The 15,855-nt window shown below is 73.8% G+C and carries 11 protein-coding genes and 1 pseudogene; 7 read left to right on the top strand and 5 right to left on the bottom strand.

The features are described from left to right. Positions 1-11: 11 nt before the first annotated feature. From ACSU6Z_RS26440 to ACSU6Z_RS26425, 4 genes are read left to right on the top strand one after another with little or no spacing between them, the layout of a single operon-like run. Positions 12-1,586 carry an NAD(P)-binding domain-containing protein gene (locus ACSU6Z_RS26440; RefSeq protein ID WP_437049339.1) on the top strand — a complete coding sequence of 525 codons (1,575 nt, stop codon included), beginning with the start codon at positions 12-14 and terminating at the stop codon, positions 1,584-1,586. Then, the gene (locus tag ACSU6Z_RS26435; RefSeq protein ID WP_437049337.1) at positions 1,583-2,653 is read left to right on the top strand and encodes an alpha-hydroxy acid oxidase; all 1,071 of its coding nucleotides are present in this window, start codon (positions 1,583-1,585) and stop codon (positions 2,651-2,653) included. The genes ACSU6Z_RS26440 and ACSU6Z_RS26435 overlap by 4 nt, the downstream gene beginning before the upstream one ends. Next, entirely contained in the window at positions 2,650-4,014 is a 1,365-nt protein-coding gene (locus tag ACSU6Z_RS26430; RefSeq protein WP_437049336.1) for a cytochrome P450, read from the top strand. Before ACSU6Z_RS26435 ends, ACSU6Z_RS26430 begins: the two co-directional genes overlap by 4 nt. Continuing rightward, complete coding sequence (locus ACSU6Z_RS26425) at positions 4,011-5,285, top strand: cation:proton antiporter (protein WP_437049334.1); 1,275 nt, start codon at positions 4,011-4,013, stop codon at positions 5,283-5,285. The genes ACSU6Z_RS26430 and ACSU6Z_RS26425 overlap by 4 nt, the downstream gene beginning before the upstream one ends. A 71-nt stretch (positions 5,286-5,356) precedes the next feature. Here the strand turns inward: ACSU6Z_RS26425 and ACSU6Z_RS26420 are convergent, their stop codons facing one another. Both ACSU6Z_RS26420 and ACSU6Z_RS26415 read right to left on the bottom strand, forming a co-directional pair. Further along, positions 5,357-6,805, bottom strand: coding sequence for a class I adenylate-forming enzyme family protein (locus ACSU6Z_RS26420; RefSeq protein ID WP_437049333.1), 1,449 nt, complete (start codon positions 6,803-6,805; stop codon positions 5,357-5,359). Then, positions 6,798-8,342 (bottom strand): NAD(P)-binding domain-containing protein, encoded by a 1,545-nt coding sequence (locus ACSU6Z_RS26415; protein ID WP_437049332.1) that lies wholly within the window; start codon positions 8,340-8,342, stop codon positions 6,798-6,800. Before ACSU6Z_RS26415 ends, ACSU6Z_RS26420 begins: the two co-directional genes overlap by 8 nt. Positions 8,343-8,417: 75 nt before the next feature. Between ACSU6Z_RS26415 and ACSU6Z_RS26410 the strand changes: the two are divergent. After that, a pseudogene (locus ACSU6Z_RS26410) lies at positions 8,418-8,576 on the top strand (DUF6891 domain-containing protein); the annotation flags it as partial. A 322-nt stretch (positions 8,577-8,898) separates the two neighbouring features. Here ACSU6Z_RS26410 and ACSU6Z_RS26405 read toward each other — a convergent pair. The 3 genes from ACSU6Z_RS26405 to ACSU6Z_RS26395 all read right to left on the bottom strand — a co-directional run bounded on the left by ACSU6Z_RS26405 (position 8,899) and on the right by ACSU6Z_RS26395 (position 12,297). Further along, positions 8,899-9,807, bottom strand: coding sequence for a class I SAM-dependent methyltransferase (locus ACSU6Z_RS26405; RefSeq protein WP_437049330.1), 909 nt, complete (start codon positions 9,805-9,807; stop codon positions 8,899-8,901). A gap of 281 nt (positions 9,808-10,088) precedes the next feature. Further along, positions 10,089-11,192: an NAD(P)-dependent alcohol dehydrogenase gene (locus ACSU6Z_RS26400; protein WP_437050500.1), complete on the bottom strand. Its 1,104-nt coding sequence runs from the start codon at positions 11,190-11,192 to the stop codon at positions 10,089-10,091. Positions 11,193-11,541: 349 nt separating this feature from the next. Beyond that, on the bottom strand, positions 11,542-12,297 hold the full coding sequence (locus tag ACSU6Z_RS26395; RefSeq protein WP_437049329.1) for a (5-formylfuran-3-yl)methyl phosphate synthase: 756 nt from the start codon (positions 12,295-12,297) through the stop codon (positions 11,542-11,544). A gap of 558 nt (positions 12,298-12,855) precedes the next feature. Between ACSU6Z_RS26395 and ACSU6Z_RS26390 the strand changes: the two genes are divergently transcribed. Together ACSU6Z_RS26390 and ACSU6Z_RS26385 are read left to right on the top strand one after the other, a co-directional pair. Next, the gene (locus ACSU6Z_RS26390; RefSeq protein WP_437049327.1) at positions 12,856-13,389 is read left to right on the top strand and encodes an EF-hand domain-containing protein; all 534 of its coding nucleotides are present in this window, start codon (positions 12,856-12,858) and stop codon (positions 13,387-13,389) included. Between the two features lie 489 nt (positions 13,390-13,878). Beyond that, positions 13,879-15,840, top strand: a complete 1,962-nt coding sequence (locus tag ACSU6Z_RS26385; RefSeq protein ID WP_437050499.1) for an ATP-binding cassette domain-containing protein — start codon at positions 13,879-13,881, stop codon at positions 15,838-15,840. The last annotated feature ends 15 nt before the right edge of the window (positions 15,841-15,855 follow it).

Raw genomic sequence — 15,855 nt, 5'->3', positions numbered from 1 at the left:
GCTTCCGGGCCATGGCGCACGACTACCTGATCATCGGAGCGGGGCCCGCGGGACTTCAGCTCGCCGCCTTCCTGGAGCGCGACGGTGCGGATTACGTGGTTCTGGAGCGCGGCAGCGGTCCGGGCGCGTTCTTCACACGGTTCCCCCGGCACCGCACACTCATCTCGATCAACAAGGTGCACACCGGATACGAGGATCCGGAGCTGCGGCTGCGGATGGACTGGAACTCCCTGCTGAGCGACGATCCCGAGCTGCTGTTCACCCGGTACAGCCGGCGCTACTTCCCGGCGGCCGACGACATGGTCCGCTATCTGACGGACTTCGCGGACCGCACCGGCGTCCGGGTGCGGTACGGCACCGCCGTGGAGCGGGTCTCCCGCGACGCCGGCGGGTTCACCGTGACCGACGCCGCCGGGGGGACCTGGCGGGCGCGGCGCGTGGTGGTGGCCACCGGGGTGCCGCTGCCGAACCTGCCGCCGATCCCCGGCATCGAACTGGCCGAACGCTACGACACGTTCGACCCCGACCCGGAGTCCTTCACCGACCAGCGGGTGCTGGTGATCGGACGGGGCAACTCCGCCTTCGAGACGGCCGACAGCCTGATGGAGACCGCGGCCGTCATCCACCTGGTCGGCTCCGGTTCGCTGCGCATGGCCTGGCAGACGCACTACGTGGGCCATCTGCGGGCGGTGAACAACAACTTCCTGGACAGCTACCAGCTCAAGTCCCAGAACGCCCTGCTGGACGGGCGGGTGCTGGAGATCCGGCGGGACGGGGACGGCTTCCGCGTGCCGGTGGCCTTCGAACGGGCCGACGAGGTGGTGAAGGACCTGCGCTACGACCGGGTGATCGTCGCGACCGGGTTCCGGTTCGACGCGTCGGTCTTCGACGGCGGCTGCACGCCCGAGACGGTGGTCGACGGCCGGTTCCCCGCCGTGACGGCCGTCGGCGAGTCGGTGAACGTGCCGGAGCTGTACTTCGCCGGGACGCTGACGCAGGGCCGCGACTTCAAGAAGTCCACCACCGGTTTCGTGCACGGCTTCCGCTACTCGGTCCGCGCCCTGCACCGGGAGCTGCGCCGGCGCCACCACGGCGAGCCCTGGCCGGTGACGGAGCTGGGCGGGGACACCGAGGCGGCCGTCGACCGGATCATCGAGCGGGTCAACCGGTCCTCCGCGCTGTGGCAGCAGTTCGGTGTCCTCGGCGACCTGCTGCTGCTCGCCCCGGACGGCACGATGCGCTACGCCGAGGAGGTCCCGGTGGGACACGTGCCGGGGGCGGTGCGCGCCGGGGACTTCGGGGAGGAGGCCGCCCACGCGGTGATCACCCTGGAGTACGGGGCCGACCACGACCGGGTGGACCCGTTCGACGTGTCGGCGGGCCGCCCCTCGCAGCGGGACGCGACCGGGCTCGACGGCCGCTATCTGCATCCGGTGCTGCGCTGGTACCGCGACGGGGAGTACGCCGCCGAGCACCACCTGACGGAGAACCTGGAGAACGAGTGGGACAGCGAGGACGTGCACCGGGCCCCGCTGCGCGCGTTCCTCGCCGCCCGGTGCGGCCCGGCCGCGCCGGTGGCGCCATGACGCTGCACGCGCTGCACGAGCAGGCCCGCCGGACCCTGGACCCGGCGCACTACGACTACGCGGCGGGCGGCGCGGGCGAGGAACGCGTCCTGGCCGACAACGAGCGCGCGTTCGACCGGTACGCGCTGTTGCCGCGGGTGCTGCGCGGCAACGAGCGGCGGGACACGTCCGTCGACCTGCCGGGCGCCCGCCGGGCGGGTCCGGTGCTGGTCGCGCCGACCGCCTTCCACCGACTGATGCACCCGGACGGCGAGCGGGCCACGGCCCGGGCCGCGGCGGCGGAGGGCGCCGTCCTGGTGACGGGCACGGCCGCGACCGTCGCGGTCGGCGAGGTGGTCGCGGCGGCCCGTCGGGCGGCGGCCGGCGCGGCCGTGTGGTTCCAGCTCTCGATGCACCCGCGCCGCGAGGTCACCGAGGCGCTGGTGCGGCGGGCGGAGGGGGCGGGCTGCACGGCGCTGGTGGTCACCGTCGACGCGCCGGTGTTCGGCCGGCGCCCCCGGGACCTGCGCAACGGGTTCACCGACCTGCCGCCCGGCTACGCCGCCGAGAACATGCGGGACCTGCCCGGCGCCCCGCCGGGCGGGCTCACCGACATTCCCATGTCCCCGGCCCTGTCCTGGCGGGACTTCGACGCGCTGTCGGCCGCGACGGCGCTGCCCGTGCTGGTCAAGGGGGTCCTGCATCCGGCGGACGCGCTGCTGGCCGTCGCGCACGGGGCGGCCGGGATCGTCGTCTCCAACCACGGCGGACGCCAGTGCGACACCGTGCCGGCCGCCGTGGACTGCCTGCCGGCCGTCGCCGAGGCGGTCGGGGGCCGGGTGCCGGTGCTGCTCGACGGCGGGGTGCGCCGGGGCGGGGACGTGGCCGTCGCGCTCGCGCTGGGCGCGGCGGCGGTCGGGGTGGGCCGTCCGGTGCTGTGGGGGCTGGCCGCCGACGGCGAGGCGGGGGTGCGGCGGGTCCTCGCGGAGCTGCGCGACGACTACGACCACACGCTGGCGCTGTGCGGAGGCGGCCGCAACGCCGACCTGACGCGGGACATGGTGGTCCGAAGGGGCGGGACGTGGTGAGCGGCGGGCGGAAACCGGACACGTGGTGGCTGCCGCGCGGTGTGGTGGCGCTGCGGGTGCGCCTCTTCGAGAAGGTGAACGGCGACCGGGCGGTGACGCTGCCCAACGCGGCGTACGGCCCGGAGGTGTTCGAACGGGTGTACGCTCATCCGGCCGCGAACGGCCGCAGTGCCGGGGCGGGGCTGTCCGACCTGTTCTGGTACTGGCTGTCGCCGGGGCCCGAGGTGCACCAAGAGCATCTGGAACCCGGCCCGCGCTACGAGGACGTGGCCGCCGCGACCCGGCGCATCCTCGCCGGCGGCTCGGCGGACCTGGCGGCGGCGGCCGGCCGCGCGGTCGCCGGCGTCCTGGACGCGCTGCCCGCGGACCGGATCAGCCTGGTGCGGCTGCGCGACCTGGTGATGCCCGCTTGGGCGGAGTTCTGCTACGGGCTGGTGTTCCGCGAGCCGTGCCCGCCGCACGCCCGGAAACTGATCACCGCGCACGCGCGGGACGTGATCAACGCCCTGAAGTGCACGGGGCTGCGCCATCCGCGGCGCAGGGCGCGGCTGACGGCGTACCTGCGCGAGCGGCTGGCGGCCGGTGACGTGCCGCACCGGCTGCCGGCCTCGCTGTCGCCGCAGGAGCAGGTCTTCTACCTCCAGGGCACGTTCTTCAACACGGCCGTCGTACAGCTCTCGGAGGCGACCGCGCACCTGCTGCTGGCCCTGGCCCGCCACCCGCGGGTGCAGCGGCGGCTCGCGGACGACCCGGGTGACGACCGGTACCTGACGCACGTGCTCGACGAGACGATGCGGCTGTATCCGCTGTTCGGCATCGCGCACCGCATCACCACCGGCGAGATCCCGCTCGACGACCGCACCACGCTGCCGGCCGGCTCGGTGGTGTGCTTCAGCTACCCGGACTACCACGCCACGGGTTACGAGCGGCCGGACGTCTTCGACCCGGACCGCTGGGCGTCGCTGTCCGCCAGGGACGCCCACCACATCCCGTTCGGCGTGGCGGCCAACCGCCCGTGCCCGGCGTGGCGGTTGTCGCCGCTGGTGCTGCGGGCCGCCGTGCGGGAGGTGCTGCGCCGCTTCCGTCTGGACTCGCCGGTCTCGCACACCCGGTCCATCCCGCACCGCGCGCCGTGCCTGCTGATCCCGCACGGGCTGGAGCCCGGGGCGCGCCTGGCGCCGCTGCGGGGCTTCCTGCGGGCGCGCGACGGCGTGGAGGACGTCACCCGGGGTGTGCGGCAGCTCGTGCTCGGCACGGTGATGGTGCTGCACGCCCGCCGGCAGCGGCCGGCCGCACGGTACTTCGAGCAGTTCCCGCCCGGCCGGTGCCCGGTCGTCCACCCCACGGGAGACAGCGCGTGACGCCCTCGGAACTCGCCCCCGCGTTCTTCCTCGCCGTCGTGGTGATCCTGGCCGTCTGCCGGCTCGTCGGGGCGCTGCTGCGACGGGTGGGGCAGCCGCCCGTGGTCGGGGAGATGCTCGCGGGTGTGGTGCTGGGGCCCTCGGTGCTCGGCGCCCTCCTCCCGGACGTCGAGGCGGGCCTGTTCCCCGCGGAGCTGCGGCCGGTCCTGTACGTGGTGGGGCAGATCGGCCTCGTGGCGTTCATGTTCCACGTCGGCTGGGACTTCCGGGTGGACCGGCTGCGCGGTGTCGCCCGGTCGGCCGGGCTGGTCTCCGCGGCGGGGGTGCTGGTGCCGGTGGCGCTCGGGGCGGCGCTGATCGCCAGCGTCGGTGAGTGGACCGGCACCCTGGCGCCGGGGGTGCCTCTGACGGTGTCGGCGCTGTTCGTCGGAGTGGCGCTGGCGGTGACGGCGTTCCCGATGCTCGCGCGGATCATCTCCGAGCGGGGCCTGACCGGGACCCGGTTCGGGTCGCTGGCGCTCGGTGCGGGCGCCGTGGACGACGCGGTCGCGTGGGTGCTGCTCGCGGGTGTCTTCAGCATCTCCGGGGGCAGCGCGGGGCTGGTGTCGCTGGCCGTCGCCGGCGCCCTCGGGCTCGCCGTGGTGCTGGCGGTGGTGGCGCGCCTGCGCGGCCGCGCCGTGCGGCTCGCGGAGCGGGCGGCGCCCGAGAGCCTGCTGCCGGTGCTGGTCGGCGCGTTGTTCCTGGTGGCCTGGTACACCGACGAGATCGGGCTGTACGCGGTGTTCGGCGCGTTCAGCCTCGGGCTGGTCTTCCCGCGGTCGGAGCGGCTCGACCACGCGGTGGAGGCGCTGAAGCCGGTGGGCGCGGTGTTCCTGCCGCTGTTCTTCACCTACTCGGGGCTGAACACGGACTTCGCGCTGCTGGCCTCCGGGCCGGTGCTGCTGCTCACCCTGGGGTGCGTCCTGGTGGCGGTGGCGGGGAAGTTCGGCGCGTGCTGGCTCGCGGCACGGCTGGCCGGGGAGCCGGGGGCGGTGGCGCTGCGGGTGGGGGCGCTGATGAACGCGCGGGGGCTGATGCAGCTCATCGCGCTCAACCTGGGCCTGGCGGCGGGCATCGTGACGCAGGCGCTGTTCAGCGCGCTGGTGGTGGTCGCCGTCGTCACCACCGTGATGGCGACGCCGCTGCTGACGTGGATCGACCGGCGGGAGCGGGCGCGGAGCGGCCCGTCCCGCCCGGCGGCGGTGGCCTCCCCGGACCCGCTGGGCCGCTGAGACGGGGCCGGGCTCCACCGGCGCGCGGGCCGCGCGCCGGTGGAGCCCGGTGGACCGGTCCGGGGGTGCCGCTACCCCCTGGCCGCCAGGGCCCGTTTGTCGGGCTTCCCGGCGGGGGTGAGCGGCACCTCGTCGAGCAGGGTGAGCCGGGCCGGGGCGGTGACCTCGCCCAGCTCGGCCGCCACCAGGGCGCGCAGTTCCCCGAGTCGGGGGACCCGGCCCGGTGCGGGCACCACGAAGGCGTGGACGGCCTCGCCGGTGCCGTCGTCGGGGACGGCGACGACGTACGCCTCCGCCACCGCCGGGTGGGTGGCGAGCACCCGCTCGACGGGGCCGGCGTAGTACACCTGGGCGTTGACGATGATCACGTCGCGGGCGCGTCCGGTCAGCCAGAGCCGGCCCTCGCGGTCGAGGTGGCCGATGTCGCGGGTGCGGACCCAGCCGTCGGTGAACACCTCGGCGCTCAGGGCCGGTTCGCCCCAGTAACCGCATCCCTGGGAGGGGGTGCGCACGAAGAGTTCGCCGTCCGTGCCGGGCGGCAGGGGCCGCCCCCCGGCGTCCCGCACCTCCAATTCGACCGGGGGGACGCCCAGCGAGCCCGGTTCGTCGTACGGGGTGGCCATGGAGATCATGCCGGTCTCCGTCTGGCCGTATCCGTGGAAGACGACCGGCCCGAGCACGTCGGCGGCCTCACGCAGCCGACCGGCGCCGATGGGGGAGCCGGAGACCATCAGGGCGCGCAGTGCGCCGAGGTCCACGGGCCGGTCCCGGACGCTCGCGACGAGCTTCGTCAGGCGGGCCACGGTGATGACACTGCCGGTGGCCCGGTGGCGCACCAGGCTGTCGGGGAAGGCCGGGGCGTCCGCGGTGACGAGGGTGCCGCCGGCGGCCAGCGCGAGCAGCCCGTACTCCATCATGACCTGGCTGGCCAGGGTGCCGAAGACGAGGAACCGCTCCAGGCGCGGGGCGAGTTCGCGGATGGCGGGGGGCCAGCGGTCGGGGTGTGCCGCCCAGGCCGCGGTCATCGCGGCGTAGGTCTGGGCGCACGCCTTGGGGACGCCGGTGCTGCCGCTGGTGTGGAGGAGCCGGGCGACGTCCTGCGGGCGGGCCGAGATCCGCGGGCGGCCGCCGTCGTCCTCGGCGGCGAGCAGGTCGTCCAGGGCGAGGACGGTGCCGTGCGGGCCGCCGGCCGTGCCGTCCGGGCGGTCGGTGACGCGGAAGGCGGTGCCGGCGAGCAGATGGTGCCGCTGGCGTGCCGTGAGTCCGGGTCGCACGCCGACGACGCGGGCGCCCACGGCGTGGGCGGCGAGGACGGCGGCGAACGCCTCGGGGCTCACGCCGAGCAGCAGGGCGACGCCGTCGCCGGGGCGGACGCCCCGGGCGCGCAGGCCGTTCGTCGCCCGCCTGACCAGGGCGAGGAGTCGGGATCCGGTGACGACCCGGTCGCCGTGCTCGAAGACGGGGCGGTCGCCCGCCGCGTCGAGGAGGTCGAGGACGGCGCCGGGGAACTGCTCAGCCAAGGCAGGACTTCACGAACGCGGCCAGCGGCTGCCGGTGGACGGCCGGGACGTCCCAGTCGTTCTCCAGGTTCTCCGCCAGGTGGTGGGTGCCGGCGAGGTCGCCGTCGCGGTAGTGGCGCACCACGGGGTGGAGGTAGGTGGAGTCCGCGGCGTGTTCGGGGTCGTTCTCGCGGACGCGGGGCACGGTGGCGTCGAACGGATCGACGTGGTCGTGGTCGGCCCCGTACTCCAGGTCGATGACGAACCGGTGGGCGGCGGGGCCGAGTCCGCCGTCGGTGACGTAGTCGAGCGGGACCTCCTCCTGGTACAGGGCCCGGTCGCCGTGGACGGTGACCACGTCGCCCAGGAAGCCGAACTGCTGCCACAGGCCGGAGGAGCGGTTGGCGCGCTCCACGAGGGCGCCGGCGACGGCCTCCGGCGCGGCGGGCAGGGTGCGGGCCGGCCAGGGCGTCGCGTGGTGGCGGGCGCCGAGGATGCGGTGCAGGGCGCGCGTGCCGTAGCGGAAGCCGTGGATGAAGCCGTTCGTGGACCGTTTGAAGTCGCGCTGCTGCGTGAGCGTGCCGGCGAAGTACAGGCCGGGGACGTTCACCGACTCGTAGGCGGAGGTCTGGGCGGGGAACCGGTCGTCGACGGCGAGGGCCGGCCGGCAACTTGCGTCGAACGGCGAGGCGTCGAAGCGGAATCCGGTGCAGACCACGATGCGGTCGTAGTGGAGCTCGCGGAGCCGTTCGGTGGTCCGGGCGTACCGGAACTCCACCCGGTAGCCGCCGTCGGCCCGCCGGTCGATCCGCTCGACGGTGCCGTCCAGGACGGCGTTCTGCGATTTGAGCTGGTAGCTGTCGAGGAAGTTGTTGTTCACCGCGCGCAGATGGCCCACGAAGTGGGTCTTCCAGGCCATCCTCAGCGAGTGCGGTCCGGCGACGTGGATGACGGCGGCCTTCTCCATCAGGGCGTCCGCGGTCTCGAACGCGGAGTTCCCCTTGCCGAGGACGAGCACCCGCTGGTTGGTGAAGGAGGCCGGGTCGGTGTCGAAGTCGTCGTAGCGCTCGGCGCTTTCGATGCCGGGGATGTCCGGGACGTTGGGGAGGGAGACGCCGGTGGCGACGACGAGGCGCCGGGCCCGCCAGGTCCGGTCGGTGTCGTCGCGCACCAGGAAGCCGTCGCCGTCGCGGGAGACGAGGGTGGCCCGGACGCCGTACTCGACGCGGACACCGCTGCGCCGGGCGAAGTCGCTCAGATAGCGCACCAGGTCGTCGGCGGCCGGGAAGTAGCGCTCGCTGTACCGGGTGAACCGCAGCTCGGGATCGTCGGCGAGCAGCGAGTTCCAGTCCATGCGGAGGTCGAGTTCCGGGTCGGTGTAACCGGTGTTGACCTTGTTGATCGATATGAGCTGCCGATGCCGGGGGAAGCGGGTGAAGAACGTTCCGGGCCCGCTCCCCCGCTCCAGGACGACGTAGTCGCGTCCCTCGCGTTCCAGCAGAGCGGCGAGTTGGAGTCCGGCCGGTCCGGCCCCGATGATGAGGTAGTCGCGCACCATGGGGCGGACGCTAGCGGGCCCGGATCAGAGGACTCTGAGATTGCGGCCGCCGGGGCCCGTGCGGGGCCGTTCCCGTGGGGCGGGTTCGACGGCCCGTCCGGGACCACCGCGGCCATCGGCCACGAGGTCGTGGCCGCACTCGAAGCGGTCGGCCTCCACGCCGAGTGGGACCACGACCCCCGCCGGGCCATCACCGTCACCCCTCCGGACTGGCGCCGCCGCCTGGTCGGCTAGGGAGCGACCACCGGAGATCGGACCACGTGAGGAGTGAGGCAGGGTGACCGCTGCCTGATGGCACTCCGCCGTCTTGTCGTATCGCGTTGCGGTGCCGCGTCACTGCTTCGGCCTGTCGGAGCATCGTTCGACGACGTTCCGGGGCTTGTGGAGTTGCCTGCCGAACGGGGGCGGGCGGCCGCCGGGACGGCCGCGCCGGAGTCGGCCGGCGATCCGGTCCGCGCGTTCAGGGATGGTGTGCTGCCGCGGCCGGGTGCGGATCGCCTTCGAGCCGTGGCCTCACCGCCGACGACGTGCGCCGGCCGGGCGCCCGGCCGCATCGTTACGGTCGGGATCTGCTCGCGAACACCCACCGGTTGCCCCCCAGGGCGTCGTTCCGCTCGGGCAGCGGGCCGCGTCCGTGCCGGCGGGTGAAGTCGAAGGGGGTGTGGACCGATGTGGACCAGCCCCTGTCCGCCAGGTCGCCTGCGGAGTCGGGCCGCGGTCCCCTGTCGAACAGGTCGAGGAGGTCGATGCCGATCTGCCGCGCCGTCGCGGTGTAGAGCGGGCTGTCGCGGTGTTCCAGCAGGTCCTTGTCGAGCTTGACCTCGAACGCCAGAGCACTCCCCGCCGTGCTCAACCGGTCCACCGTGTCGATGAGGTACGTCTCGGCGACGGCCGGCAGGTAGAACAGCAGCCCCTCGGCCAGCCAGACGCTCGGTGCGGCCGTGTCGAAGCCGGCGTCGGCGAGTGCTCCGGCCCAGTCGTCGCGGAGATCGACCGGGACGGGTACGCGCACCGCCCTCGGGATGGCCGGCAGTCCGTCGAGCACCTCGTGTTTGAACGCCAGCACCGCTTCCCTGTCGATCTCGAGGATCACGCACCCGGGGGGCCAGTCGAGCCGGAAGGCCCGCGTGTCCAACCCCGCCCCGAGCAGCACCACCTGGCGGGCGTTTGTCCTGTGGACCGACCGGAGGAGGAAGTCGTCGAAGACCCTCGTCCGCAGACCGAAGTAACGCGCGAACCGTCCCCACAGGGGGTTCGCGTCCCCGTCCGGGACCTGCTGCACGCGGACCGGCCAGCCGGCGGACGCCGGTGCGGCGCGCACGAAGTGCTCCGCGTAGACGTCCCGTGCCAGGGCGTCGGGGCGGTGGGTCTCGATGGCCCGCGCCGCGGCGACCATGAGAGCGGTCACCCCCACACCTCCTTCCACGCCTTCCACGCCGGTGCGGTGATGCGTTGTGCCGACCACGTTTCCTCCGTTGGCGAATCGGGACCACGAGCAGCGGGGCGGCCGACGGATCGGGGGGGGACGCGCGACGACACCGCTCGGGGCTCCGTGTTCCCGAGGAGCATCCGATGGCGTACGGAACGGCGTACGGACCCGCGGCCGTCCGGTCCCTCGGTCGGGCCGGCCCGGTGTGGGGGCACCGCGCGGCCGGCCACGGCGGGGTGGTGTCCGGGGGCGTCCCGTCAGACGGCGGCCGACCGGACGAGGGGCGGTCCGCGGGCAAGGGGCGTTGAGCGTCTCGCTCACAGGCTCCTCCTCCCCGGAATCAGGACGGGTTTGACCACGCGGCCCGCTTCGCAGTCGCGTTCGGCCTCGTTGATGTCGGCGAGCGGATAGGTGCGGATCAGTTCGTCGAACGGGAACCGCCCGGCCTGCCACAGCCCGGTCAGCCTCGGAACCAGCAGGCCCGGTACCGCGTCACCCTCGCAGATGTGGGAGATCCTCCTGCCCTGGTCCAGCGTCCCCGGTTCGAGCGGCAGCGTGGTGTGGAGCCGTGCCACCAGCCCGAGGTGGCCGGTCGGGCGCAGAGCCCGGAGCGCGTCGTTGATCAGTCGGGCGGAGGCCGTGGTGTCCAGCGCGTAACGAGCGCCGCCGTCGGTCAGTCGCCGGATGCGGCCGGGCAGGTCGGGTGAGGCGGCGTGCAGCGGGGTCGCGCCGAATCGTTCGGCGAGGGCCAGCCGTCCGGGGTGCCGGTCGACGGCCACGGTCGTCGCCCCGCAGGCGGTGGCCGCCATCACCGCGGCCAGGCCCACCGCTCCCGCCCCGAAGACCGCGAGGGCGTCGCCGGGCCGGGCGGCGAAGGAGTTGAGGACCGCTCCGGCGCCGGTGAGGAATCCGCAGCCGAGCGGTCCGAGCAGTTCGACGGGAAGCGAGGGATCGACTCGTACGGCGTTGCGGGCCGGGACCACCGCGTACTCGGCGAACGAGGACTGGCCGAACCACCGGGGGGCCAGTTCGCCCCCGGCCACGTCGGTGAACCGCGCGGTGTTCCCCTCGCGCCCTCCGAAGAGGTTGAGCGAGGCGAAGGAGTCGCAGTAGGCGGGGGCGGCGGCCATGCAGTTCCGGCAGTGGCCGCAGGAGTCGAAGCTCAGTACGACGTGGTCGTCGTTGCGCAAGCCGGTGTGCGGGCCGCCCGTCTCCACCACGACCCCGGCACCTTCGTGGCCGAGCACCGCCGGCAGCGGCGAGCGGCCCCCCGAGTTCCGGACCGCGAGATCGGTCCGGCACATTCCGCAGCCCGCGATCTCGACCAGGACCTCGCCCTCGTCCGGGCCCTCGTTCAGGAGCACCTCCTCGACCGTGAACCGGCTCTTGTGCGAACGCAGTACCGCCGCGTTGAACCTCATCGTCATGCCTCCTGCGGACGGTGCACGACGAACGGTCCGGGGTTGCCCTGGCGTCCCCGTGAACCGCCCACGACAGCAGCGCCACTCCCCTTGGGGCCCGTGAAAGGCCGAGCGGGGGACGGTTCGGCGTGCGGGTCGGTCCATGCCGTTCCGTGCCCCAGCCGGCCGGTCGCCTCCTCGGCCCGGCCGAGGCCGGTCCCCCGCCCCGAGCCACTCAGCCCGAAACCGGTGCCGTTGGCCCCCTCGGCAGCTCCGGCGAAGGTCTCGCCGGTTGCTGGATCGAGGACGGTGAAGCGCTCACCGGGGACCGCGGACGCGGGCCGGGGCTGATGCGTGGCCATGCCGGCGGTCAGCTCGCGGCGGTATCGACAGCCGCGTGTTCCCGGGCGTGCCGGTCCATCTCCGCCCGGAAGGCGGCGATCAACCGCGGTCGGATCCTTCCGGTGTTGCGGTCGCCGCCTTCGCACACCGCCCCGCGCACACCCACGATGTCCGTGCCGATGCTGTTCAGCGCAGCGAGGTCCCCCACCTTCACGCTGCCCGCGAGGGCGGTGAGCAGACCGGCTTCGTGGGCCCGCCGCACGAACTCCGCGCAGGCCTCGGGCGGAACGTGGTCGAACAGCCGTGTCCCGTCCTTGACCGCGGTGTCGAGCATGGCCGCGTCGGAGCCGGAGCGCAGGGCGATGTCGGGCAGTGCGAGCGGGTTGACACAGCCGATCCGGTGGGCGTCGGCGTAGCCCGAGGCGACGACGCATGCGTCCGGCCGGTGTTCCTTCACCGCCCTCACGGCCCCTCGCATGACTTCGACGGCCTGGTCGGGTGTGGTGCAGCCGTAGAGGCCGACCTTGATGTAGGTGGCTCCGGAGACGGCCGCGCCGAGTGCCGCCTGGGCCACTGTGCCGGGTTTGTACGGCACGTCCCCCACGGTGGCGGACACCGGCTTGTCCGCCGGGACCGCGTCGCGGATCTCCCTGATGACCCACGGGAAGTTCGCGCCGAGCGAGCCCTCGTCGGGCTTCTTGACGTCCACGATGTCGAGATGCTCCGCCGCCTTCGCGCAGTCCAGGGCCTCCTCGACGCTGTCCGGGGAGATGAGAAGCAGCAATGTGGGCTCCTTCCCCGCATGTCCGCCCGGCCACGAGGCAGGGGTGCGGAGTCGCTCGGATCTCTGGCGGTCTTCTCATCATTGGGGGCGCCCCGTGGCCACCGGTAGGGCGCGCGGAGCCCGAACGGGGTGCCGCCGCTCCCCCCTGTGCGCCGTGCGCGCCGGTTCCAACCGGCTCCCGTCCGATCTGCGAAGTGGGCGGTCCGCGGAGTGCGGAGATGGCTGGGCCGCACACACGTGCAGGTGGCCCCCAGCGGCCCGGCCGACGACGTGGACCAGGCCGCGGCCGCCGTCGGGGAGGCGTGGGACGCGGCACCGGCCGGGCGGCGAAGGGGCCGCTCCATGCCGGATCGGCGCCATCTTCGCTCTTTCTGATGACAGGCCGGCTCTCCCGGGACACCGGATTCCGCAGCCCGCATAGTGGCAGCACGACGGCCATGCGGCCGGTCCTCCGCAGACACGTCCTCCCCCGCCCCGCACGGTGTTCGCCGCACCTGTCGGCGGCACACCGGTACGCACGGCCGTCCCGTCCTCCGGCCTGACGAAAGGTATGAGCCCATGCGCAGCGAAGCGGTCAACCGTGTGAAACTCGTCTTCACCCTGTTCGACGCCGACGGCAACGGGGTCCTGGAATCGGACGACTTCGATCTGATGAGCAGCCGGGTCCTCGCGGCCGTGCCCGAAGCCGACGAAGCCCGGAAGCAGGCCGCGCGGGCCGGCTTCACGCGCTACTGGAACACGCTGGTCGGCGAACTCGACACCGATCACGACGGCCGGATCACCTACGACGAGTTCCAGGCGTGCGTCCTGTCGCCGGAGCGCTTCAGCGGGGCGGTCGACGAGTTCGCGGCCGGCTTCGCACGCCTCGGTGACCTGGACGGCAGCGGCACCGTCACCCGGCCGGTGTTCACCGGCATGCTGAGGGGGGTCGGCTTCGACCTGCCGAACATCCAGGCCCTCTTCGAGGCCCTCGGGCCCGACGACGCCGACCGGATCGCGGTGGCCGCCTGGGAAGCCGAGATCAAGAACTTCTACGCCCCCGACAAGGGCGGCGTCCCCGCGGACCTGCTGGCCCCTTCCCCGGCGGCCTGATCGAACCCGGCCCGTCACCGCGCGCGAGGGGGACCGTGGGGGCGGGCCGTGCCGGGCCGTGGGAATCCGGCACCGGCAACGGCGGGGGCCCCGGGCCCTGGCGAGGGCTGACGGTGACCGGCGAACCGTCGTGACCTGCGGCCTCGGGCTGCCGGTGGGCGTGCGGCGGTCGATCGTATCGTCCTGCGTGCCGTGGCCGGGGCCGCCGGCACGGCCGAAACACATGTGTTCGGCATTGCGGCCGGCTCGTTGAGCCGCGGGAGCAGCCACACGACCGTCGAGGGGGACCACGTTGACTTCGGCCAGGACACCAGTACCCGCGACTCCCCGTGGCAGGGCACGAAGCGGGGAGTACGCGTACCGTGACGGGGCCGTCGTGCGGGTGATCGCGGTCTCCCTGGCGCGGCGGCTGCCCACGCCGGCTCCCCGGGCGCTGGGCCGGTCCGGGCCGGGAGGCGCCCGGTGAGGAGGTTCTTCGGTCGTGTGCGGATGGTCGAGCCGGAGGTCTCCGACGCCGAGAAGGAGCTCTTCGGCGGTCCCCTGCGCTATGACCTGGGCTGGTCGGAACACGAGGGTTCCCGGCTCGACCTGACGATGGTGTCGGCCCTGCGTTCCATGCCGAGGCTGGTCGGGGCGACCTTGCGGATGGCGTGGCAGGCGGACCGGCGCGCCCTGCTCGCGGTCGCCGTCAGCGAGGTCGGGCAGGGTCTCGCCGCGGCCGTCGGGCTGTTCGCGGTCAATGCCGTCATGCACGCGCTGCTCGGCTCGGGCACCCCCGGGCAGCGGCTGCACGCGGTCCTGCCCGGACTGCTCGCCGCCGCCGCGGCCGCCGTGGTCAACTCGGGTCTGGCTGGCTGGTCCACCGCGCGGGCGGGCCGGCTGGAGCCGCTGGTGGAGCGGATCGCCACGACCCAGTACCTGGCCGCCGCCGCCTCCGTGGAGCTGGAGGCCATCGAGGACCCGGACTTCCGGCGGCTGATCGACGTCGCCCAGTACGGCCCCGGATCCGCCCGCCGCATGATCGGCGCCTGTGTGGCCGCGCTGAACGGGATCATCTCCCTGGTCTCCACGGCCGGCGTGCTCACCATCCTCCACCCCGTGCTGCTGCCGATGCTGCTGCTGATCGCGGCGCCGCGCGGCTGGGGCGCGATGCGGGTGGCGCAGGAACGGTACGTGTCGGTGATGAGCTGGGTCGAGCACGTGCGGGCCGGCCGCCTCATCGGCAACCTGCTGACCGAGCGCACCGCCGCGCAGGAGGTGCGCGTCCACGCCGTCGGGCCGTTCCTGCTCAGCCGCTACGAGCGGATGGCCGAGAGCGCCGAGGCCGAGCAGGAGCGGCTGGCCACCGGCAAGGCCGTCACCGAGTGGGTGGCCGCCGCGCTGTCCGGCCTCGCCCTCGCGGCGACGTACGCGGCCATGTACGCGCTGATCACCGGCGGGCACATGGGTCTGGCCGTGGCCGGGACCGCCGTCATCGCCGTCCGGTCCGGTTCGGCGAGCCTGGGCGCGCTGGTGATGAACGTGAACCAGTTGCACGAGGAGTCCCTCTACGTCCGCGACCACTCCCGGTTCCTGGACGAGGCGGCACGGCGCACCATCCCCAGCGGGGGCGATCCCGTTCCGGCGCGGGTGAGGCAGGTCGTTCTGGAAAAAGTGAGCTACCGCTACCCGGACCGGGAAGCCCCCGCCCTGGACGAGGTCTCCCTCACGCTGCCCATGGGCTCGGTCACCGCCGTGGTCGGCGAGAACGGCTCCGGCAAGAGCACCCTGATGAAGGTGTTGTCGGGCCTGTTGCCGCCGCAGAGCGGGACCGTGCGGTGGGGTGATCGCGACATCGCCTCCCTGGACCGCTCCGAGGTCTTCGACCGCGTCGCGCTGCTCACCCAGGACTTCCAACGCTGGCCCATGACCGCGGAGTCGAACATCCGGATCGGCCGGCCCGCCCGGGCAGCCGAACCGGAGGACCTGCAGCCGTCCGTCGACTACGCGGATGCCGGGCCGGTCATCGCGAAACTCCCCGACGGCCTGCGCAGCCTGCTGGCCCGGATGTTCCGCGGCGCGAGTGAACTGTCCGGTGGCGAGTGGCAGAAGATCGGCCTGGCCCGGACCCACTGGCGCAGCTCCACCTCGGACGCCGACGGCGTGCTCATCGTGGACGAGCCCACCTCCGCCCTCGATCCGCAAGCCGAGATCGCCGCCTTCGACCGCATCCGCCGGCTCGCCGCCCCGAACCGGGCCGTCGTCCTGGTCACCCACCGCATGTCCGGCGTCCGCCACGCCGACCGCATCTACGTCCTGCACCACGGACGGCTCCTCGAGCACGGCAGCCACGACGAACTCATGGCCGCCGGGGGGCGCTACGCAGCGATGTTCGACGCGCAAGCCGCCCAGTACGCCCCCGCGGGCGCCATCCCCCCTCCCGGCTCCCCCGCCATCGCAGACCCCGCATGACCGCTCGAGGGGGCC

This window comes from Streptomyces sp. enrichment culture, assembly GCF_964273145.1.
Taxonomy (GTDB): Bacteria; Actinomycetota; Actinomycetes; order Streptomycetales; family Streptomycetaceae; genus Streptomyces.
The sequence above is the reverse complement of the archived record's forward strand: the minus strand, read 5'-3'. Positions and strand labels throughout refer to the sequence as shown.